The 16,526-nt window shown below is 44.2% G+C and carries 16 protein-coding genes; 11 read left to right on the top strand and 5 right to left on the bottom strand.

The features are described from left to right. Positions 1 to 38: 38 nt before the first annotated feature. The 9 genes from rsfS (at position 39) to lipA (ending at position 8,304) form a co-directional block, all read left to right on the top strand. Positions 39 to 356 carry a ribosome silencing factor gene (gene rsfS / locus AB4558_RS00810; protein WP_004735247.1) on the top strand — a complete coding sequence of 106 codons (318 nt, stop codon included), beginning with the start codon at positions 39 to 41 and terminating at the stop codon, positions 354 to 356. 3 nt (positions 357 to 359) lie between these two features. Then, the gene (rlmH, locus tag AB4558_RS00815; protein WP_017068506.1) at positions 360 to 830 is read left to right on the top strand and encodes a 23S rRNA (pseudouridine(1915)-N(3))-methyltransferase RlmH; all 471 of its coding nucleotides are present in this window, start codon (positions 360 to 362) and stop codon (positions 828 to 830) included. Positions 831 to 836: 6 nt separating this feature from the next. After that, positions 837 to 2,729 carry a penicillin-binding protein 2 gene (gene mrdA / locus AB4558_RS00820; RefSeq protein ID WP_017068507.1) on the top strand — a complete coding sequence of 631 codons (1,893 nt, stop codon included), beginning with the start codon at positions 837 to 839 and terminating at the stop codon, positions 2,727 to 2,729. After that, positions 2,729 to 3,850 carry a rod shape-determining protein RodA gene (gene rodA / locus AB4558_RS00825; protein ID WP_017062334.1) on the top strand — a complete coding sequence of 374 codons (1,122 nt, stop codon included), beginning with the start codon at positions 2,729 to 2,731 and terminating at the stop codon, positions 3,848 to 3,850. The genes mrdA and rodA overlap by 1 nt, the downstream gene beginning before the upstream one ends. Positions 3,851 to 3,853: 3 nt before the next feature. Continuing rightward, a complete protein-coding gene (locus AB4558_RS00830) occupies positions 3,854 to 4,693 on the top strand; it encodes a septal ring lytic transglycosylase RlpA family protein (protein ID WP_136974115.1) in 840 nt (279 codons plus the stop codon). A 93-nt stretch (positions 4,694 to 4,786) separates the two neighbouring features. Then, the gene (locus AB4558_RS00835) at positions 4,787 to 5,968 is read left to right on the top strand and encodes a serine hydrolase (RefSeq protein ID WP_017068508.1); all 1,182 of its coding nucleotides are present in this window, start codon (positions 4,787 to 4,789) and stop codon (positions 5,966 to 5,968) included. A 232-nt stretch (positions 5,969 to 6,200) separates the two neighbouring features. After that, the gene (gene ybeD, locus AB4558_RS00840) at positions 6,201 to 6,479 is read left to right on the top strand and encodes a DUF493 family protein YbeD (protein ID WP_026084358.1); all 279 of its coding nucleotides are present in this window, start codon (positions 6,201 to 6,203) and stop codon (positions 6,477 to 6,479) included. A 195-nt stretch (positions 6,480 to 6,674) separates the two neighbouring features. After that, complete coding sequence (lipB, locus tag AB4558_RS00845; protein ID WP_004737632.1) at positions 6,675 to 7,334, top strand: lipoyl(octanoyl) transferase LipB; 660 nt, start codon at positions 6,675 to 6,677, stop codon at positions 7,332 to 7,334. Positions 7,335 to 7,338: 4 nt separating this feature from the next. Further along, a complete protein-coding gene (gene lipA / locus AB4558_RS00850; RefSeq protein ID WP_372157678.1) occupies positions 7,339 to 8,304 on the top strand; it encodes a lipoyl synthase in 966 nt (321 codons plus the stop codon). A gap of 204 nt (positions 8,305 to 8,508) precedes the next feature. Here the strand turns inward: lipA and AB4558_RS00855 are convergent, their stop codons facing one another. The 3 genes from AB4558_RS00855 to AB4558_RS00865 all read right to left on the bottom strand — a co-directional run bounded on the left by AB4558_RS00855 (position 8,509) and on the right by AB4558_RS00865 (position 11,498). After that, entirely contained in the window at positions 8,509 to 9,870 is a 1,362-nt protein-coding gene (locus AB4558_RS00855; RefSeq protein ID WP_017059919.1) for a sodium-dependent transporter, read from the bottom strand. Between the two features lie 289 nt (positions 9,871 to 10,159). After that, positions 10,160 to 10,936, bottom strand: coding sequence for a YggN family protein (locus AB4558_RS00860; RefSeq protein WP_137001977.1), 777 nt, complete (start codon positions 10,934 to 10,936; stop codon positions 10,160 to 10,162). A gap of 88 nt (positions 10,937 to 11,024) precedes the next feature. Then, a complete protein-coding gene (locus AB4558_RS00865; RefSeq protein ID WP_372157680.1) occupies positions 11,025 to 11,498 on the bottom strand; it encodes a GreA/GreB family elongation factor in 474 nt (157 codons plus the stop codon). Between the two features lie 145 nt (positions 11,499 to 11,643). Between AB4558_RS00865 and AB4558_RS00870 the strand changes: the two genes are divergently transcribed. Continuing rightward, positions 11,644 to 13,578: an ATP-dependent DNA helicase RecQ gene (locus AB4558_RS00870; protein ID WP_017059916.1), complete on the top strand. Its 1,935-nt coding sequence runs from the start codon at positions 11,644 to 11,646 to the stop codon at positions 13,576 to 13,578. Positions 13,579 to 13,642: 64 nt separating this feature from the next. Here the strand turns inward: AB4558_RS00870 and dinB are convergent, their stop codons facing one another. Further along, positions 13,643 to 14,719, bottom strand: a complete 1,077-nt coding sequence (gene dinB / locus AB4558_RS00875; protein WP_372157683.1) for a DNA polymerase IV — start codon at positions 14,717 to 14,719, stop codon at positions 13,643 to 13,645. A gap of 164 nt (positions 14,720 to 14,883) precedes the next feature. On the opposite strand from dinB, the gene AB4558_RS00880 reads away from it, so the two are divergent. Then, positions 14,884 to 16,122 (top strand): response regulator, encoded by a 1,239-nt coding sequence (locus AB4558_RS00880; protein WP_102333772.1) that lies wholly within the window; start codon positions 14,884 to 14,886, stop codon positions 16,120 to 16,122. A gap of 135 nt (positions 16,123 to 16,257) precedes the next feature. Here the strand turns inward: AB4558_RS00880 and nqrM are convergent, their stop codons facing one another. Beyond that, positions 16,258 to 16,512 carry a (Na+)-NQR maturation NqrM gene (nqrM, locus tag AB4558_RS00885; protein ID WP_009848378.1) on the bottom strand — a complete coding sequence of 85 codons (255 nt, stop codon included), beginning with the start codon at positions 16,510 to 16,512 and terminating at the stop codon, positions 16,258 to 16,260. Positions 16,513 to 16,526: the final 14 nt, after the last annotated feature.

The raw sequence follows: 16,526 nt of genomic DNA on the forward strand, positions 1-16,526 counted from the left end.
CCCTAAACAAAGCTAAATTCAGATTAAAGGAACACCCAGTGTTACGTGAAGAACTAAAAGATTTTCTTGCAGACAAAGCCGACGACATGAAAGCAGAATCGATTGTAACTATCGATGTAGAAGGCAAATCAAGCGTTACTGATTACATGATTGTTTGTACTGGCACCTCTAAACGCCATGTTGCCTCTATTGCACAGCATGTTGCTGATGAAGTGCGTAAAGCGGGTATGCAACCTCTAGGTATGGACGGTCAGCAAGAAGGTGAATGGGTTGTTCTAGATATGGGCACAAGCATGCTTCACGTTATGCAAGAAGAGCATCGTGAGCTGTACCAACTAGAAAAACTTTGGGGCTAAGCTTTGAAGATCCAGTTAATCGCAGTTGGCACAAAAATGCCAAAGTGGGTTGAAGAAGGGTTTCAAGAATACAAACGCCGCTTCCCTCACGATATGCCATTAGAGCTCATTGAAATTACTGCAGGAAAGCGCGGTAAAAATGCAGATATTGCACGCATTCTTCAAAAAGAAGGTGAAGCGATGCTGGCTGCAGTTCCAAAAGGCAACCGTATTGTCACGCTCGATATCCCAGGTAGAAAGTGGGATACACCTCAACTTGCTGAGCAATTAGAAAGTTGGAAGCTGGATGGACGTGACGTATCTATCCTAATTGGCGGGCCTGAAGGATTAGCACCTGCATGTAAAGCGGCCGCAGACCAAAGTTGGTCTCTGTCTGCGCTTACTCTCCCTCACCCATTAGTACGCGTTATCATGGCTGAAAGCTTGTATCGAGCTTGGAGCATCACTGCTAACCACCCTTATCATCGAGAATAAGCGTTAATGTTACGTAAACGTAGCCAAATCCGCGATTACAAAGCAGAAGCACGACTATTTACTAGCCGTGCTTTTGTTGCGTTTGCGGGGATCATAGTCATGATGTCGATGTTGGTTGTTAACCTGTACAACATTCAGGTCAATCAATACCAAGACTATAAAACTCGTTCTAACGACAACCGTATCAAGGTCGTTCCGATCGCCCCTAACCGTGGTTTGATTTACGATCGCAACGGTATACTTCTTGCCGAAAACCGTCCTGTTTTCAATCTAGAAATCATACCCGAAAAAATTAAAGATATGGATGACACGCTTGCTCGTCTGCAAGCATTAATTGAGATCCCGCCAGAGCGTATCGAGCGCTTTAATCGTGATCGTCGTAATTCACGACGCTTTAAATCAGTACCTATTCTTAATCAACTGTCTGAAGAACAAGTTGCCGTCTTCTCTGTAAACCAACACAAATTCCCAGGTGTTGAAGTTACGGGAACTTTGAAGCGTTTCTACCCTTACGGTGATGTGCTCACTCACGTAATAGGCTATGTATCGCGCATCAATGACCGTGATATGCAGCGCTTGATGCGAGAAGAAAAAGACGCCAATTACCAAGCTACACGTGATATCGGTAAGTTGGGTATTGAGCGTTATTACGAAGATATGTTGCACGGTACAGCTGGCTACCAAGAAGTCGAAGTTAACAGTCGTGGACGAGTGATTCGTACCCTTAAATTTGTCCCTTCGGTTCCAGGCAAAGATATCGTACTTAACTTAGATATCAAGCTACAGCTATACGTACATAAGTTACTTGATGGCCGCCGTGGTTCAGCTATCGTTCTCGATCCGAAAGACAATGGCGTGTTAGCCATGGTATCGAGCCCAAGCTACGACCCAAACGCATTCGTGCATGGTATCTCGTCTAAAGGCTATAACGCGCTACTTCAAGACAAAAACCGCCCTTTGGTTAACCGTGCCACGCTAGGGATTTACCCACCAGCATCGACGATCAAACCCTTCATTGCTGTTGCTGCTCTGCAAGAAGGTGTTATTACACCAAACACTACGCGCAATGACCCAGGCTATTGGAAGATACCAAACTCAAAAACGAGACCATTCCGTGACTGGTTGCGTTGGGGACACGGTGTCGTTGATATAGAGAAAGCGATTGAAGAGTCAGTGGATACTTTCTTTTACCAAATTGCTTATGATCTCGGCATTGATCGCATATCCAAATGGATGATGATGTTCGGCTTTGGTGACTATACAGGCATCGATATTTATGAAGAAAGCAAAGCCAATATGCCAACTCGTGATTGGAAGATGGCAAGACACCGTGTGCCTTGGTACCAAGGTGACACCATCCCAGTTGGTATTGGCCAAGGCTACTGGACTGCAACACCCATGCAGATTGCAAAAGCCACATCAGTTTTGGTCAATGAAGGTGAAGTAACCGCACCTCACCTACTTCGTTCAACCATTGATAACGGTCGTCCATTCGATGAACAAATCATGTCGGACATTGAAACTTACCCACCGCTAACCGGGGTTAAGAAGAAGTATTGGGATATCGCTCAGGAAGGTATGAGGCTGGCTAACCACGGTAAGAAAGGTACGGCAAGACGTTCATTCCAGAAGATGTCTTACCAAACCGCTGGTAAATCGGGTACCGCACAGGTATTCGGCTTAAAAGAAGATGAAGAGTACAACGCGGATGAAATCGCAGAGCACTTACGCGATCACGCCCTCTTTACGGGTTACGCGCCTTTTGAAGATCCTGAAGCCGTCGTGACTATCGTTCTAGAGAACGCAGGTGGCGGTTCTTCTAACGGCGGCCCAGTAGTAAGAAGGATTTTAGACCATATTATCCTTGCAGAAGATTATCAAAGTGAGCCAATTAAATAATGAAACTTGATCCTTCAACTGGACGAAATAGAGCCCTATTCGAAAGGCTGCATATCGACCTGCCGCTTTTGCTTGGCATTCTGGTTTTAATGGGCTTTGCCCTGCTGATCATGTACAGCGCAAGCGGACAAAGCCTTGCGATGATGGACCGCCAGGCGATGCGCATGGCTCTGTCTTTAGGTGTGATGATCTTCCTAGCGCAAATCTCACCTCGTACTTATGAAACCTTGGCACCACTGCTATTTGTAGGTGGTGTCATCTTGCTATTGGGCGTGTTGTTCTTTGGTGAAGCCTCTAAAGGCGCCCAGCGTTGGTTAAACTTCGGCTTTGTTCGATTCCAACCGTCAGAGCTATTAAAGCTCGCGGTGCCTTTGATGCTGGCACGATTTATCGGTAAGCGCTCACTTCCACCAACATTCCAAACATTAGCGATCTCGCTAGTGATGGTGTTTGTACCGACGATTCTAATCGCAAAGCAGCCTGACCTAGGTACATCTATCCTTATCGCCGCATCTGGTATCTTCGTGATATTCCTGGCTGGTATCAGTTGGAAAATCATTGCTAGCGCCGCAATCGCATTAGGGGCATTTATCCCAATCCTATGGTTCTTCTTGATGCGTGAATATCAAAAAGTGCGTGTTAGAACCCTTTTTGATCCTGAATCAGATCCATTAGGTGCGGGTTACCACATCATTCAAAGTAAGATTGCGATAGGTTCGGGTGGTATATCAGGAAAAGGTTGGCTGCAAGGCACTCAATCTCAATTAGAATTCATTCCAGAGCGCCACACCGACTTCATTTTTGCGGTCATCGCCGAAGAGTGGGGCATGATTGGTATCTTGTTCTTGCTTGCTATCTACCTGTTTATTATTGGACGTGGCTTAGTGCTTGCGAGCCAAGCTCAAACCGCATTCGGTCGAATGATGGGCGGCAGTATTGTACTGAGCTTCTTCGTTTATATTTTTGTAAACATTGGCATGGTAAGTGGCATTCTACCTGTGGTTGGTGTTCCTCTTCCTTTAGTCAGTTATGGTGGTACTTCAATGGTTACCCTTATGGCTGGTTTTGGTATTTTAATGTCGATCCATACACACAGAAAAGCATTCTCAAAGGCGACCTAATCGATGTCTATTACAACGTTTCCAAAAAAAGCATCCTTGGTTGATGAGCTGCCAATCAAAAAAATAGCCTCTATCTTAGGGCTAGCGATTTTAATCAATGGTTGTTCTTCAAAGCAGCCAACAGGCCGCTACGATATTGATTCAGATATTGCACCAGACGCACCTATCTCAGTAGAGCATCTCGAGGATGCTCACCCTCAGTATGAACCTTATAGTTTAGGTGGTAACACGGATTACACTTTACGTGGCGAAGACTACAAGATCGTAAAGAAGACCGAAGGGTTTACTGAGAAAGGCAAAGCCTCTTGGTACGGTAAGAAATTTCATGGTCACTTAACGTCTAACGGCGAGATCTATGACATGTATTCGATGTCTGCGGCGCACAAAACATTGCCAATTCCAAGCTATGTAAAAGTGACGAATACCGACAATAACAAAACGACGATTGTTCGTATCAATGACCGCGGCCCATTCCATGAAGGCCGAATCATTGACCTTAGTTATGCGGCAGCTTACAAGCTCGATGTGTTGAGAACCGGCACGGCAAATGTTGAGATTGAAGTCATTACTGTGGCTATGCCAACCGACGCAAATAAAAAGGCTGCTTTACCGCAATTTATTATTCAAGTCGCAACATCTCCACATGAAGATAGAACAGAGAAGTTAGCGAAAGATCTAGCCGAAAAGCTAGAAGTAGCAACGTTCTTGCAGCCAAATGATGACAACTACCGTCTGATGATTGGGCCATTTCATGACTATGCTCTGACTCAAGAGAAATTAGAACAAGTTAAGCTAATGGGTTACCCGTCAGCTTATATAAAAAAACACACCCTAACTCGCTAATTAATCTAACAGTTACTTCTGGTAATCAGCGCTCTGGTGTGACAGAGTGATTCTGTTAATATATGAATAGTTCACCAAATAATTGCATTCAAAATGATTAAATCTAATAAACTTGTTAAATCGATTTTTGCTACTTCTGTTGCTCTTTCTGCAACGATAGCTACATCGTCATTCGCCGCTCCTATTGTTGTTCCTGATGCTCCTCAAATCGCCGCTAAAGGTTTTGTTCTGATGGATTACCATTCAGGCAAAGTACTAGCAGAGAAAGAGATGAATACTCAGCTTTCTCCAGCAAGTTTAACCAAGATGATGACGAGCTACGTGATCGGCCAAGAGCTCGACCGTGGCAACATCAACCTAAACGACGATGTTGTAATCAGTGAAAATGCTTGGGCTAAAAACTTCCCAGATTCATCTAAGATGTTCGTTGAAGTGGGCACTACGGTTAAAGTTGAAGAATTAAACCGCGGTATCATCATTCAATCAGGTAACGACGCATGTGTTGCTATGGCTGAACACATCGCTGGCTCTGAAGATGCATTCGTTGACCTAATGAACGCTTGGGCAAGCTCTATCGGCATGAAAGACACGCACTTTGCTAACGTGCACGGTCTAGACAACCCGAACCTATACTCAACGCCTTACGATATGGCGCTACTTGGTCAGGCGCTGATTCGCGACGTACCAGACGAGTACCGTATCTACTCAGAGAAGAAATTCACATACAACGGCATCACCCAATACAACCGTAACGGTCTGTTATGGGATAAGAGCATGAACGTTGATGGCATCAAAACGGGCCACACAAGCAATGCAGGTTACAGCCTAGTAAGCTCAGCGACAGAAGGCAAAATGCGCCTAGTGGCTGTAGTTATGGGCACCAAGAATGCGAATGCTCGTAAAACAGAAAGCAAAAAACTGCTTAGCTACGGCTTCCGCTTCTTTGAAACAGTGGCACCACACACAGCCGGTGAAACCTTCGTAGAAGAGAAGATCTGGATGGGTAGCAAGGACACAGTTGCACTGGGTGTCGACGAAGATACTTTCGTAACGCTACCTCGTGGTCAAGCTAAGAACCTGAAGGCAAGCTTCGTTCTTGAGAAAGAGCTAGAAGCGCCAATCAGCAAAGGCGATGTAGTTGGTAAACTATTCTACCAAGTAGACGGTGAAGACGTTGCTGAATACCCACTACTAGCACTTGAAGATGTAGACCAAGGCAGCCTATTCAGCCGTCTATGGGACTACCTAGTTCTTCTGTTCAAGGGTTTATTCTAAACAAGCAAAAGGTTTGTTCTAGGTAAAACCCAAGCTTGTTGTATAGCTAACCTAATGAGTAAGTTCATGATTTACTCATTAGCGAACCAAAAGCCGCCATGTGCGGCTTTTGTTGATCTTGAGTTCGGTGATATTTACACGTAATATTCCGCCTTATTACTCGTGTCTGTTGACCGAACACGCTTTTTATCGACATTTCGCCAATTTGCGAGAGTCTAGCCTTTTGGAGCTAATCATGAACATCAATTCTGATGCAAAACTAAAAGACCTCTTAGAGTTCCCTTGTTCATTCACTTACAAAGTAATGGGCCACGCTAAGCCAGAACTGACTGAGCTAGTACTAGAAGTGATCCAGCGTCATGCTCCTGGTGACTACAGCCCAACGCTAAAACCAAGTGCGAAAGGTAACTACCACTCTGTTTCTATCAATATTACTGCGACTTCAATTGAGCAAGTAGAAACTCTTTATAAAGAACTGGGCGAGATCGAAATCGTTCGTATGGTTCTGTAATCTCCGATTACACATGAAAAACAGCGGCTTATTGCCGCTGTTTTTGTTTAAAGCACCCTATCTAGCTCAAATTCATTCAACTTAATTTTCAATAAATACAAAGAAAGTTGAAAAACCTTGCAGTCCGTCTGTAGTTAGAATCATGTTTCGCGTTTATAATGCGTTCACTTTATTAATCCTTGAGGGAGTGCAGCTTTGCAAAATAAGCTAATCGTAAAAAAATTAGGCCGTCAGGATTACGAACCTGTATGGAAAGCCATGCATAAGTTCACAGACGAACGCACGGAAGAAGACGTAGACCAAGTTTGGTTGGTTGAACACAACCCTGTCTTCACTCAAGGACAAGCAGGCAAAGCTGAGCATGTATTAAATGCTGGTGATATCCCTGTAATACAAAGCGATCGCGGTGGCCAAGTGACTTATCACGGCCCAGGCCAATTAGTGGCTTACTTTCTGATTAACATCCGCCGCAAGAAATTCGGAGTACGTGATTTGGTTACTCATATCGAGAACCTCGTAATCAATACTCTGAAAGCTTACAATATAGATTCAGCTGCCCGACCTGACGCTCCTGGTGTTTATGTCGATGGCAAGAAAATCTGTTCACTCGGATTACGTATTCGACGTGGCTGCTCGTTCCACGGGCTAGCACTCAACGTCGATATGGACCTGTCTCCATTCCTACGTATTAACCCATGTGGTTACCAAGGTATGGAAATGGCGCAGGTAAGCCAACTCGGCGGACCAAGTGAACTAGAAAACGTTGAGCAACAGTTAATACAAGAGCTCGTAGAGCTACTCGGCTATGACCAAGTAGACATTCAAGCCACCAGTAACATTACAGCAGAAGCATAAAATCATGAGCAAACCAATCCAAATGGAAAAAGGCGTTAAATATCGTGACGCTGACAAAATGGCATTAATTCCCGTAAAGAATATGCCTGCTGAACAGAAAGAAGTTCTACGTAAGCCTGAATGGATGAAGATTAAACTTCCTTCAGACAGCCATCGTATTCAAGAAATCAAATCAGCAATGCGCAAAAACAACCTGCACTCAGTTTGTGAAGAAGCGTCTTGTCCTAACCTAGCCGAGTGTTTCAACCACGGTACGGCAACGTTTATGATTCTTGGCGCTATCTGTACTCGTCGCTGCCCGTTCTGTGATGTTGCCCATGGTCGTCCTGTTGCTCCTGAAGCTGAAGAGCCGAAGAAACTGGCTAAAACAATTCAAGACATGAAACTGAAGTACGTTGTAATCACTTCAGTTGACCGTGATGACTTGCGTGACGGCGGTGCTCAGCACTTTGCTGACTGTAACCGTGAGATTCGCGAACTCAACCCAAATATTCGTATCGAAACACTGGTTCCAGACTTCCGCGGTCGTATGGACGTTGCGCTTGACCTAATGAAAGACAACCCGCCAGATGTTTTCAACCACAACCTAGAGACAGCGCCACGTCTATACCGTAAAGCGCGTCCAGGTGCGAACTACAAGTGGTCTCTTGATCTACTGAAGAAATTCAAAGAGCAGCACCCTGATATCCCAACAAAATCAGGTGTGATGATGGGTCTTGGCGAGACAAAAGAAGAGATCGTTCAAGTACTGAAAGACCTTCGCGAACATGGTGTGACTATGCTGACACTAGGTCAATACCTAGCACCAAGCCGTCACCACTTACCAGTAGAACGCTACGTGCCGCCTTCTGAGTTCGATGAGCTAAAAGAGATTGCTCTAGAGCTAGGCTTTACTCACGCAGCGTGTGGCCCGTTTGTACGTTCTTCTTACCATGCGGACTTGCAAGCTCAAGGTATGGCAATTAAGTAATCACGATTGCTTAACGAACAATGCAAAGGCGCTGAATATTATGTTCAGCGCCTTTTTTCTATCTTGTTCGTGCCGCTATAGCTTTATATTTCGTGCCACTAAGCTTTATATAAAAACAACAAAGCCACTCTTTATGAGTGGCTTTGTGCTTAATATTTCAAGTTCAGAGGAGGTAATTTCAAAAAGCCCAGATAGGGTTCTGCATTAACCGAAAGATGCCCAGATAACCGTTGCTACCAAAATTGGGCACACAAACTTCACATACATTGGCCAAACCTTACCAAACCAACCAAGTTGAAAATCAGGACTGCCTTGTTCAAGCTCTTTCACTTTTGAAGCTCGGCTCCATACCCAACCACCAAACACACAGAACATCAGTGCAGCGACTGGTTGAAGATACTGAGTTGCAATCATCGCTACCATGCCAAACATCGCAGCAAAGTTGTAAACAATCACCACACTAAACAGCGCGATAGCACCACCAATCACCCAGCTTGTTGGCGTTCGTCTAGTATTGAAACGCTCACTCACTAGCGCAACCGGGCCTTCAAGCATCGAAATCGAAGAAGTCAGTGCAGCAATCGTTAGTAGTAAAAAGAACACAATCGCAAAGATCTGTCCAAGCACACCTAAACTATCAAACATCAACGGCAAAACCGTGAATACTAGAGTGTCAGAGCTTAATAGTGAGCCGTCTTCAGCGTAGATTTGAACGCCTTTTTGCATCGCAACAAACATTGCTGGCATCACCACTAATCCAGCAATAAAAGCGACAGCAGTATCCACCAGAGTTACGTTCATCGCCATTTTTGGTAGGTTCTCTTTCTTGCTTAAGTAAGAGCCATAAACCAACATCGAGCAACCGCCAATAGTGAGTGAGAAGAACCCCTGTCCCATTGCCGCCAGAATCAGTTTTCTATCCCACACTTTCTCAAAGTCTGGAATAAGGTAATGTTTTAGGCCTTCCATCGCGCCAGATTGCGTCATGATGTAAACAAACAATAAGCCAAATAAAACAAACAGCGCAGGCATCAAACGAGTCGACCATTTCTCGATGCCTTGCTTAACACCGCCCTGCACAATCAAGATAGTCAGTACATAGAACGCGACGGTACCAAATACGTTGCGCTCAACACTGAAGCCCTTAAACCAATCAGCAATCGCTTCTAGGCCGATAAGATCCGCGACCGCACCAATTAGGAAACAGATCAACCAGCCACCAACAATACTGTAAAACGCCAACACTGCGCTTGGTACACTCAGTCCAACCCAACCGACAAACTCACCGACTTTCTTACCCAAAGGGTTTGTCGTCAAAGATCGCATGCTATCAACTGGGTTTGCTTGGCCGTGACGGCCGATAGCCATCTCTACCACCAGCATAGGGAAAGCAACCACGAAGATCATGATCAAATAGACCAAAAGGAAAGCACCGCCACCGTTGCTGGCAACTTGAGTCGGGAAACCCCAAATATTACCCAAGCCAACCGCTGCACCAGCCGCTGCTAAAATAAAACCTAAACGAGAGCTAAAGTGCTCTCTTGAAGAGGAAGATTGTTGGTCCATATCGCCCGCATTAAAAATCAGTGAACTAGTTGAGAAGTACAGTAATAAAAAGCAATGATAGGCACAACCAATAAATGAACAATTCTCTGATTTTTACAATCAATGCGCTATTTAGAACAACAAAATTAACAAAAAACCAGTCTTATCGTTCAATTATAAGCAACAAAGCGAAGCAGTAGGCTTAAGAAGGAAATGGATTGAATTGAGATAAATACTCGCCGTGTGGTTCCATTGATACAAACAAAAAGAGCACCAACCGGTGCTCTTACTATTCATCACTAGACTCGAATTAAATTGTGAAGACTTGGTAATCTTTTAAGTTCGGAATGATTTCATGCAGTTCTTGCTCTTGTTCTGCCATCTCATCAAGTGAATCACAGAACTCATTCGCTTCCTCCTGTACTTGTTGAGAGTGTTCTTTCATTCGCTCTTCAACTTTCAGCTTTAATTCAGCCATACTGTCAGCCAGTTCAGTCAGGTTTAGGCCACCGTCTTGTTTCATTTTTTCTGACATCGCATTAAAAGCGCTAGAGATAAATTCTTGGTTAAAGATTTCTTTCGCCTTCTCGAAATCTTCAGACCAGCCATTGGCCATCGAATCAAAGCTTTCTGCAGGCAACACTAATTCGCCATCTTTGTAGTAACGCGCTTCCAGTTCTGCAAAGTAGGTTTTCATTGATTCTTTTACATTATCAAATGACTCAGGTGAATCCAGGCTAGCCGCGATATCATCAATCACGTCATTGGCTAACGCTAAGCTATCGTTGGCCATTTGTTTCGCTCGAGGTAAGTACTCACTCATGTTTTCGCGATATTTCTCAATCGCCGCTTGTTGGTCGGCATCAAGCTCAACCTTCTCACCATGAATATAGAGGTCGTTGTTATCATCAAAAACGGCCGTATCACCATTCACTTGATGGATTTCGACTTTTTGGTCATCAATTCGTAGTTCATTCTTCAAATCAACTCGACACTGAGCAGCAAACGTTGGCAAGCTCACAACAGCGATAACCGCTGTTAGTGATGCAATTAATACACTGTTTTTCATAAATACATTGTTTTTCATAACATCCTCTCATCAATCTGACAGATTACTATACCCTTGGTATATGCTCCTTTGTCAGAGAAACGTTTTATATCTATTAGTCAGTTAGTTAGTCGATAGAGATAACTTCGTAGCAAAACTGTTTATCTGCGACCTTAAACTCAATCTCATCACCAACTTCTTTACCCATTAGAGCCTGGCCAAAAGGTGCATTTGCCGTCACGATGGCAATCTCATTCTCATTCCACGTGACAGAAAGTCCTCCGACTCTTGGCCCAATGAAAAAGTGTTTACATTCATCATTTTCGTCAATAACCACAACATAGCTGCTTACTGCAATCTTTTCACTGTCTCGTAAGACGAGATTCCGGTAGCACTGGATATCATCTTCACACTCCTGCACTCGCATCGCTTGACCATGGGCAAGATATGAAGCTTCTAGTGCCAATGTATCGTACTTATGCTCAGGTACTGTCTCTTCATCTGTCGCAGCGTCAATGGCGCGTTGAGTCGCAGATTGTGCGATACGTAATCGGGATTCAAGTTGCTCTATGATTATTTGTAGAAGCTCAGACTTATTCATACTTTTGAAGTGCTTTTCTATAGGAGCTACAGAATAGAATTAGGTACAATCAGGTGCAAGACATTTGATTCATAAAGCAGCGCTATCATCGAGAGGTGACCGCTTTAGCATCAATACGACACTTAATAACTCAGGTAGAACATAAATGATTGAGCAGAAGTTAAAACAAGTATTCGGATTCGACTCACTGCGCAATGGGCAAAAGCAAGTCATTGATAACGTTCTATCTGGTCACTCGACTGCCGCGATATTCCCGACAGGCTCAGGTAAATCGCTGTGCTATCAATTACCAGCATTAGAGTTACCGCACTTAACCTTGGTGATATCGCCACTGTTAGCCTTGATGAAAGACCAACTCGCTTTCCTGCACAGTAAAGGCATTAGCGCAGCGGCAATCGAATCAAGCCAAGACCGACAAACCACACAACAGGTTATGCAGTCAGTGCGTAACGGTGACACCAAGATCCTCATGATCTCCGTCGAGCGCTTGAAGAACGAACGCTTTCGTCAGTTTATCTCCCAAGTGTCGATCTCACTGCTTGTGGTCGATGAAGCGCACTGTATTTCAGAATGGGGACACAACTTCAGACCCGACTACCTGAAGCTTCCTCAATACCAAAAACAGCTCAATATTCCTCAGGTTCTACTACTGACAGCCACTGCGACTACAGCGGTTATCCAAGATATGAAGTCAAAGTTTGAAATTGATGAGGAGCGCGTTGTGGTTACGGGTTTCTATCGTCAAAATCTCGATCTGTCGATTCAACCTTGTGAACAAACCAGTAAGCTAGAAACCTTGTGCAATGTGGTTAACCAAGCTTCTCTCGCTCCGACTATTGTTTATGTCACCCTTCAACAAACGGCAGAGATGGTGGCTCAGCAGCTTCGCAATGCTGGCGTTAATGCAGTGGCTTACCATGCGGGTCTTAAGCCTGAAAATAGAGATGCTATTCAACACCAATTCATGAATGATGACGTGAGCTGTATCGTCGCAACTATCGCGTTTGGTATGGGCGTGGATAAGTCCAACATTCGCCGAGTGATTCACTTTGACTTACCAAAATCGATCGAAAACTACTCACAAGAGATCGGCAGAGCTGGTCGAGATGGGCAAGCGTCTGAATGTATTTTACTGGCTAACAAACACGGTTTAAGCACACTCGAGAACTTCGTTTTTGGTGATACGCCAGACAACATATCGATCCAAGCGGTATTAAAAGAGATCTACGAAAATCAAAACATTGGCGCTTCTGGCTCGAATCAATGGGAGATCATGCTTAATCAACTATCACGTGAATCCAACATTCGTCAGTTACCGCTAAAAACACTACTGGTGTATCTCGAAATTGAAGGTGTGATTGAGCCCAAGTACAGCTACTTCGCAGACTACAAATTTAAGTTCATTCGTCCGAAACAGCAGATCACAGAGCAATTTCAAAGTGAACGTCGTCAATTTGTCGAAGCGATTTTCCAATGCTCTCCTCAAGCAAGAGTGTGGTGCCAAGTCGACTTCGATGCGCTTTGGACACACTTCCAAGCCGATCGTCAGCGTGTGATTGCGGCTATCGACTACTTCAATGAACAAGGTTGGATTGAACTAGAAAGCAAGCAGATCACCGATGTCTACGCGATCCACAATACTTCTGAAGATATGATGCAACTGTCAGAGCGTCTAACTGAGTTGTTTAAAGCAAAAGAAAACAGCGAGATAAACCGCCTTAACCAAATGCTGAATTTCTTTGAGGCGGATACTTGCCTAAGCTCACGCCTTGCGAGTTATTTTGCCGATGATAAAGCACCAACAAACTGCGGTCACTGCTCTGTATGTCGAGGAGAAGTGGCAATCTTACCAACCGTTGATGTTGAACCTATCGATGATGAGACGGTGATGACATGGATACATGAGTTTATTTCGGCTAGCCAACAACTGATTACCGACGAGGCAATTACTCGCTTCTTATGTGGAATCGCCACCCCGCTTTCAACCAAACTCAAAGCCAGTAAAATGGTCGGTTACGGCAAGCTAGAGCAGCAACCGTTCAGTGATACCTTAGCGCGAGTAAAACAACTTCCTAGGTAATTCTTACTTATAAAAAACCGACTAGGCTATGAAGCGTAGTCGGTATTCATCTCACTCATTATCTTTAAAAGAAGCTCAACTGACGCATTTGGTCTTTAGGTTGCAGCATTACGCTTAAACCAAGCAGGCGTATTTCTCGCCCCTGTTGTCTTTTCAGTATTTCACTAAGCAGCTCTTTGAAGTGTTCACGATCGAGAGAGGCATGGATGTGTTCAATCGTGGTTTGTTGAAAGTCGGCGAACTTGAGCTTAATGCCCTGCTTGATGATCGCTTTACTTGGGCTAGCCTTTTCTAAGCGAGTTTCGAGTTCAGGAAATAGCTTATCTTCGATTACCTGCCAACATTCTGCGTAGCTTGAAATGTTTTGGGTAAAGGTGCGCTCTACACCTACCGATTTTCGCTCGCGCTCGATGATAACTTCTCGATCATCAATGCCATGACTGCGCTTCCAGAGTGATGCACCTTGACGGCCAAACTTGAGTAGCAGGTCTCGATAGTCAGACTCTTTGATATCCTTACAAGTAAAGAAACCCGCTTGGTGCAGCTTTTCTATGCTCACTTTGCCGACACCGGGAATCTTTTCAAGTGGTAGCTCATCGATCACTGATTGCACGTCTTGTGGAGAGATAACAAACTGACCATTGGGCTTATTCAGATCTGAGGCCACTTTCGCCAAGAATTTAATCGGTGCAATTCCTGCAGAAGCTGTCAGGTTCAGTTCGTTCCAAATATCACGGCGAATAGACTCGGCAATAAGTGTTGCTGAACCGTGACACCGCTTAGAATCGGTGACATCAAGGAAAGCTTCATCCAAGGAAAGTGGTTCAATGATTGATGTGTATCGAGAGAAGATTTCACGGATCTTTTTAGATATCTCGACATAGACCGACATTCTTCCCGGCACAACCAATAGATTAGGACAAAGCTGCAGGGCTTTTCCGGTCGGCATTGCAGAGCGAACACCAAACTTGCGGGCTTCGTAATTACAGGTACTCAAAACACCACGTTGCTTTTCATGCCCACCAACAGCTAACGGGCGATTTCGGTAAGCAGGGTTATCACGCATTTCTACAGCAGCGTAAAAACAATCCATATCAACATGAATTATTTTTCTTACTTTCTCTTCACCCGCACTACACATCTAGGAATCACTCGACCTTACAACTGTATCTATAAACAGTATAATCCAATTATTATCAGATTTAAAACGATCTCGAGTCCAGCTAAAGAGGTTTCTCTTCAATAGCCATGAGCTCTTCTGATACTATTGTTAACGAGTATTTAGTCTATAAGTAGGGATAGCTTTTGAGTGAAAAAATACTAGTGGTAGAGGATAGTCGCGCATTCAGAAACTATCTTTACCAACAATTTAAGAACGATGGCTATGAAGTTGCGTTGGCGGAATCTGTAGAAGAAGCCAAAGCGATCTTAGAGCAAGAAACGGATTTCTTGTGTGCAGTCCTCGACTACTGTTTACCTGACGGCCAAGACGGCGAGATCATTGATCTCGTCTTAGGCTATCAACAGAAAATCATTGTCCTGACCGGGATGTTCGACAATCAACTGCGAGAGCAAGTCCTAGCCAAAGGCGTTATCGATTACATACTTAAAGACAGTATGTCATCAGTAAGCTACCTACTTCCCCTGGTTCAAAGAATTTCGAATAATCGCCATCACAAAGCATTGGTTGTCGATGATTCAGCGGTCGTTCGCCGTTACATAGCTCAACTTCTAGAACACCAATATATCCAAACTATCCAAGCCGAAGATGGCGAACAAGCATTAAAGCTCCTTCATAACGATCCCGATATTACGTTCGTTGTTACAGACCATGATATGCCGAAGAAAGACGGTATAGCGATGATCCGTGAGATACGACGCGATCACGACAGAAACCAGTTGGCTATTCTAGGGTTATCAGGCAGCGATGATCGCACCATGACAGCTCGATTCCTTAAAGCGGGGGCTAACGACTTCCTTTACAAGCCTTTTAACCAAGAAGAATTTTTTTGCCGTATCCATCAACTGCTTGATATGAAAGAAGCGGCCAACGAGCTATTTCGACATGCCAACGAGGATGCTCTTACTGGCTTATGGAACCGTCGTTACCTGTTCAATCAAACATGTAAAGGTTGTGAGCAGCGCAGTATAGCCATGATGGATATCGACTTCTTCAAGAAAGTGAACGACACCTACGGTCACGATGGTGGTGATGCAGTCCTCGTGGAAGTCGGCAAGATCATCAAAGACCATTTTAAAGATGATGTTGCTGTACGCTTCGGTGGCGAAGAATTTTGTATTCAGTCGTGTGGTTCGTTTGAGAGCTTTGTTGACAACTTAGAGTCCATGAGAGAAGCCATTGAAAGCCATGTTGTTGAGCATGACTCTCAAAGAATCAAGGTCAGTATCAGTATCGGCGTAACCGATTTAGACGCGAAGCTAGATGAGCAGATCAAAGCCGCTGATGAGCTTCTTTATACGGCAAAAGAGCAAGGTAGAAACCAACTAGTGTTTGCGCGTAACAGCATGCAAATCGAACAATAGTCATTCGCCTCTGTTTCCATTTTTGGTATACCAAGATTAATTGCTAGACCTCAAAACTAAAAAAGCTCAAGACGATAATCTTGAGCTTTTCAATTTGAGGGCATAGATAACTCTATCCCCTATGACTGTCACCAATTAAGCGATACGGTCTTTACTCCAAGCCGCTTCTTTTTGTTGACGCTCAGCCAGCTTCTCTTCACGGTAAGCTTCACGTGCTTCACGCTTCTTACGCGCGTCACAAGGTTCAGGGCAGTTACATACTTTATCAATACCAACAGCACCTAAACCGCCACAGCTACCTTTCACAACTTTCTTTTGGATAATGTAGCCAATTGACATCGCTGCGATTACTGCAAGAAAAACACCAAATGTAATCAGAAATGTATTCATAATTATCTCGCTTA

It is taken from the genome of Vibrio sp. 10N.222.51.C5 (genome assembly GCF_041474575.1).
Taxonomy (GTDB): domain Bacteria; phylum Pseudomonadota; class Gammaproteobacteria; order Enterobacterales; family Vibrionaceae; genus Vibrio; species Vibrio crassostreae_C.

What these genes read in the sequence shown, in the direction of transcription:
- AB4558_RS00865 (WP_372157680.1), bottom strand. Translation starts at nt 11,498, where the DNA reads ATGAATAAGTCTGAGCTTCTACAAATAATCATAGAGCAACTTGAATCC.
- rodA (WP_017062334.1), top strand. Translation starts at nt 2,729, where the DNA reads ATGAAACTTGATCCTTCAACTGGACGAAATAGAGCCCTATTCGAAAGG.
- AB4558_RS00870 (WP_017059916.1), top strand. Translation starts at nt 11,644, where the DNA reads ATGATTGAGCAGAAGTTAAAACAAGTATTCGGATTCGACTCACTGCGC.
- mrdA (WP_017068507.1), top strand. Translation starts at nt 837, where the DNA reads ATGTTACGTAAACGTAGCCAAATCCGCGATTACAAAGCAGAAGCACGA.
- AB4558_RS00835 (WP_017068508.1), top strand. Translation starts at nt 4,787, where the DNA reads ATGATTAAATCTAATAAACTTGTTAAATCGATTTTTGCTACTTCTGTT.
- lipA (WP_372157678.1), top strand. Translation starts at nt 7,339, where the DNA reads ATGAGCAAACCAATCCAAATGGAAAAAGGCGTTAAATATCGTGACGCT.
- AB4558_RS00830 (WP_136974115.1), top strand. Translation starts at nt 3,854, where the DNA reads ATGTCTATTACAACGTTTCCAAAAAAAGCATCCTTGGTTGATGAGCTG.
- AB4558_RS00855 (WP_017059919.1), bottom strand. Translation starts at nt 9,870, where the DNA reads ATGGACCAACAATCTTCCTCTTCAAGAGAGCACTTTAGCTCTCGTTTA.
- AB4558_RS00860 (WP_137001977.1), bottom strand. Translation starts at nt 10,936, where the DNA reads ATGAAAAACAATGTATTTATGAAAAACAGTGTATTAATTGCATCACTA.
- dinB (WP_372157683.1), bottom strand. Translation starts at nt 14,719, where the DNA reads ATGTGTAGTGCGGGTGAAGAGAAAGTAAGAAAAATAATTCATGTTGAT.
- nqrM (WP_009848378.1), bottom strand. Translation starts at nt 16,512, where the DNA reads ATGAATACATTTCTGATTACATTTGGTGTTTTTCTTGCAGTAATCGCA.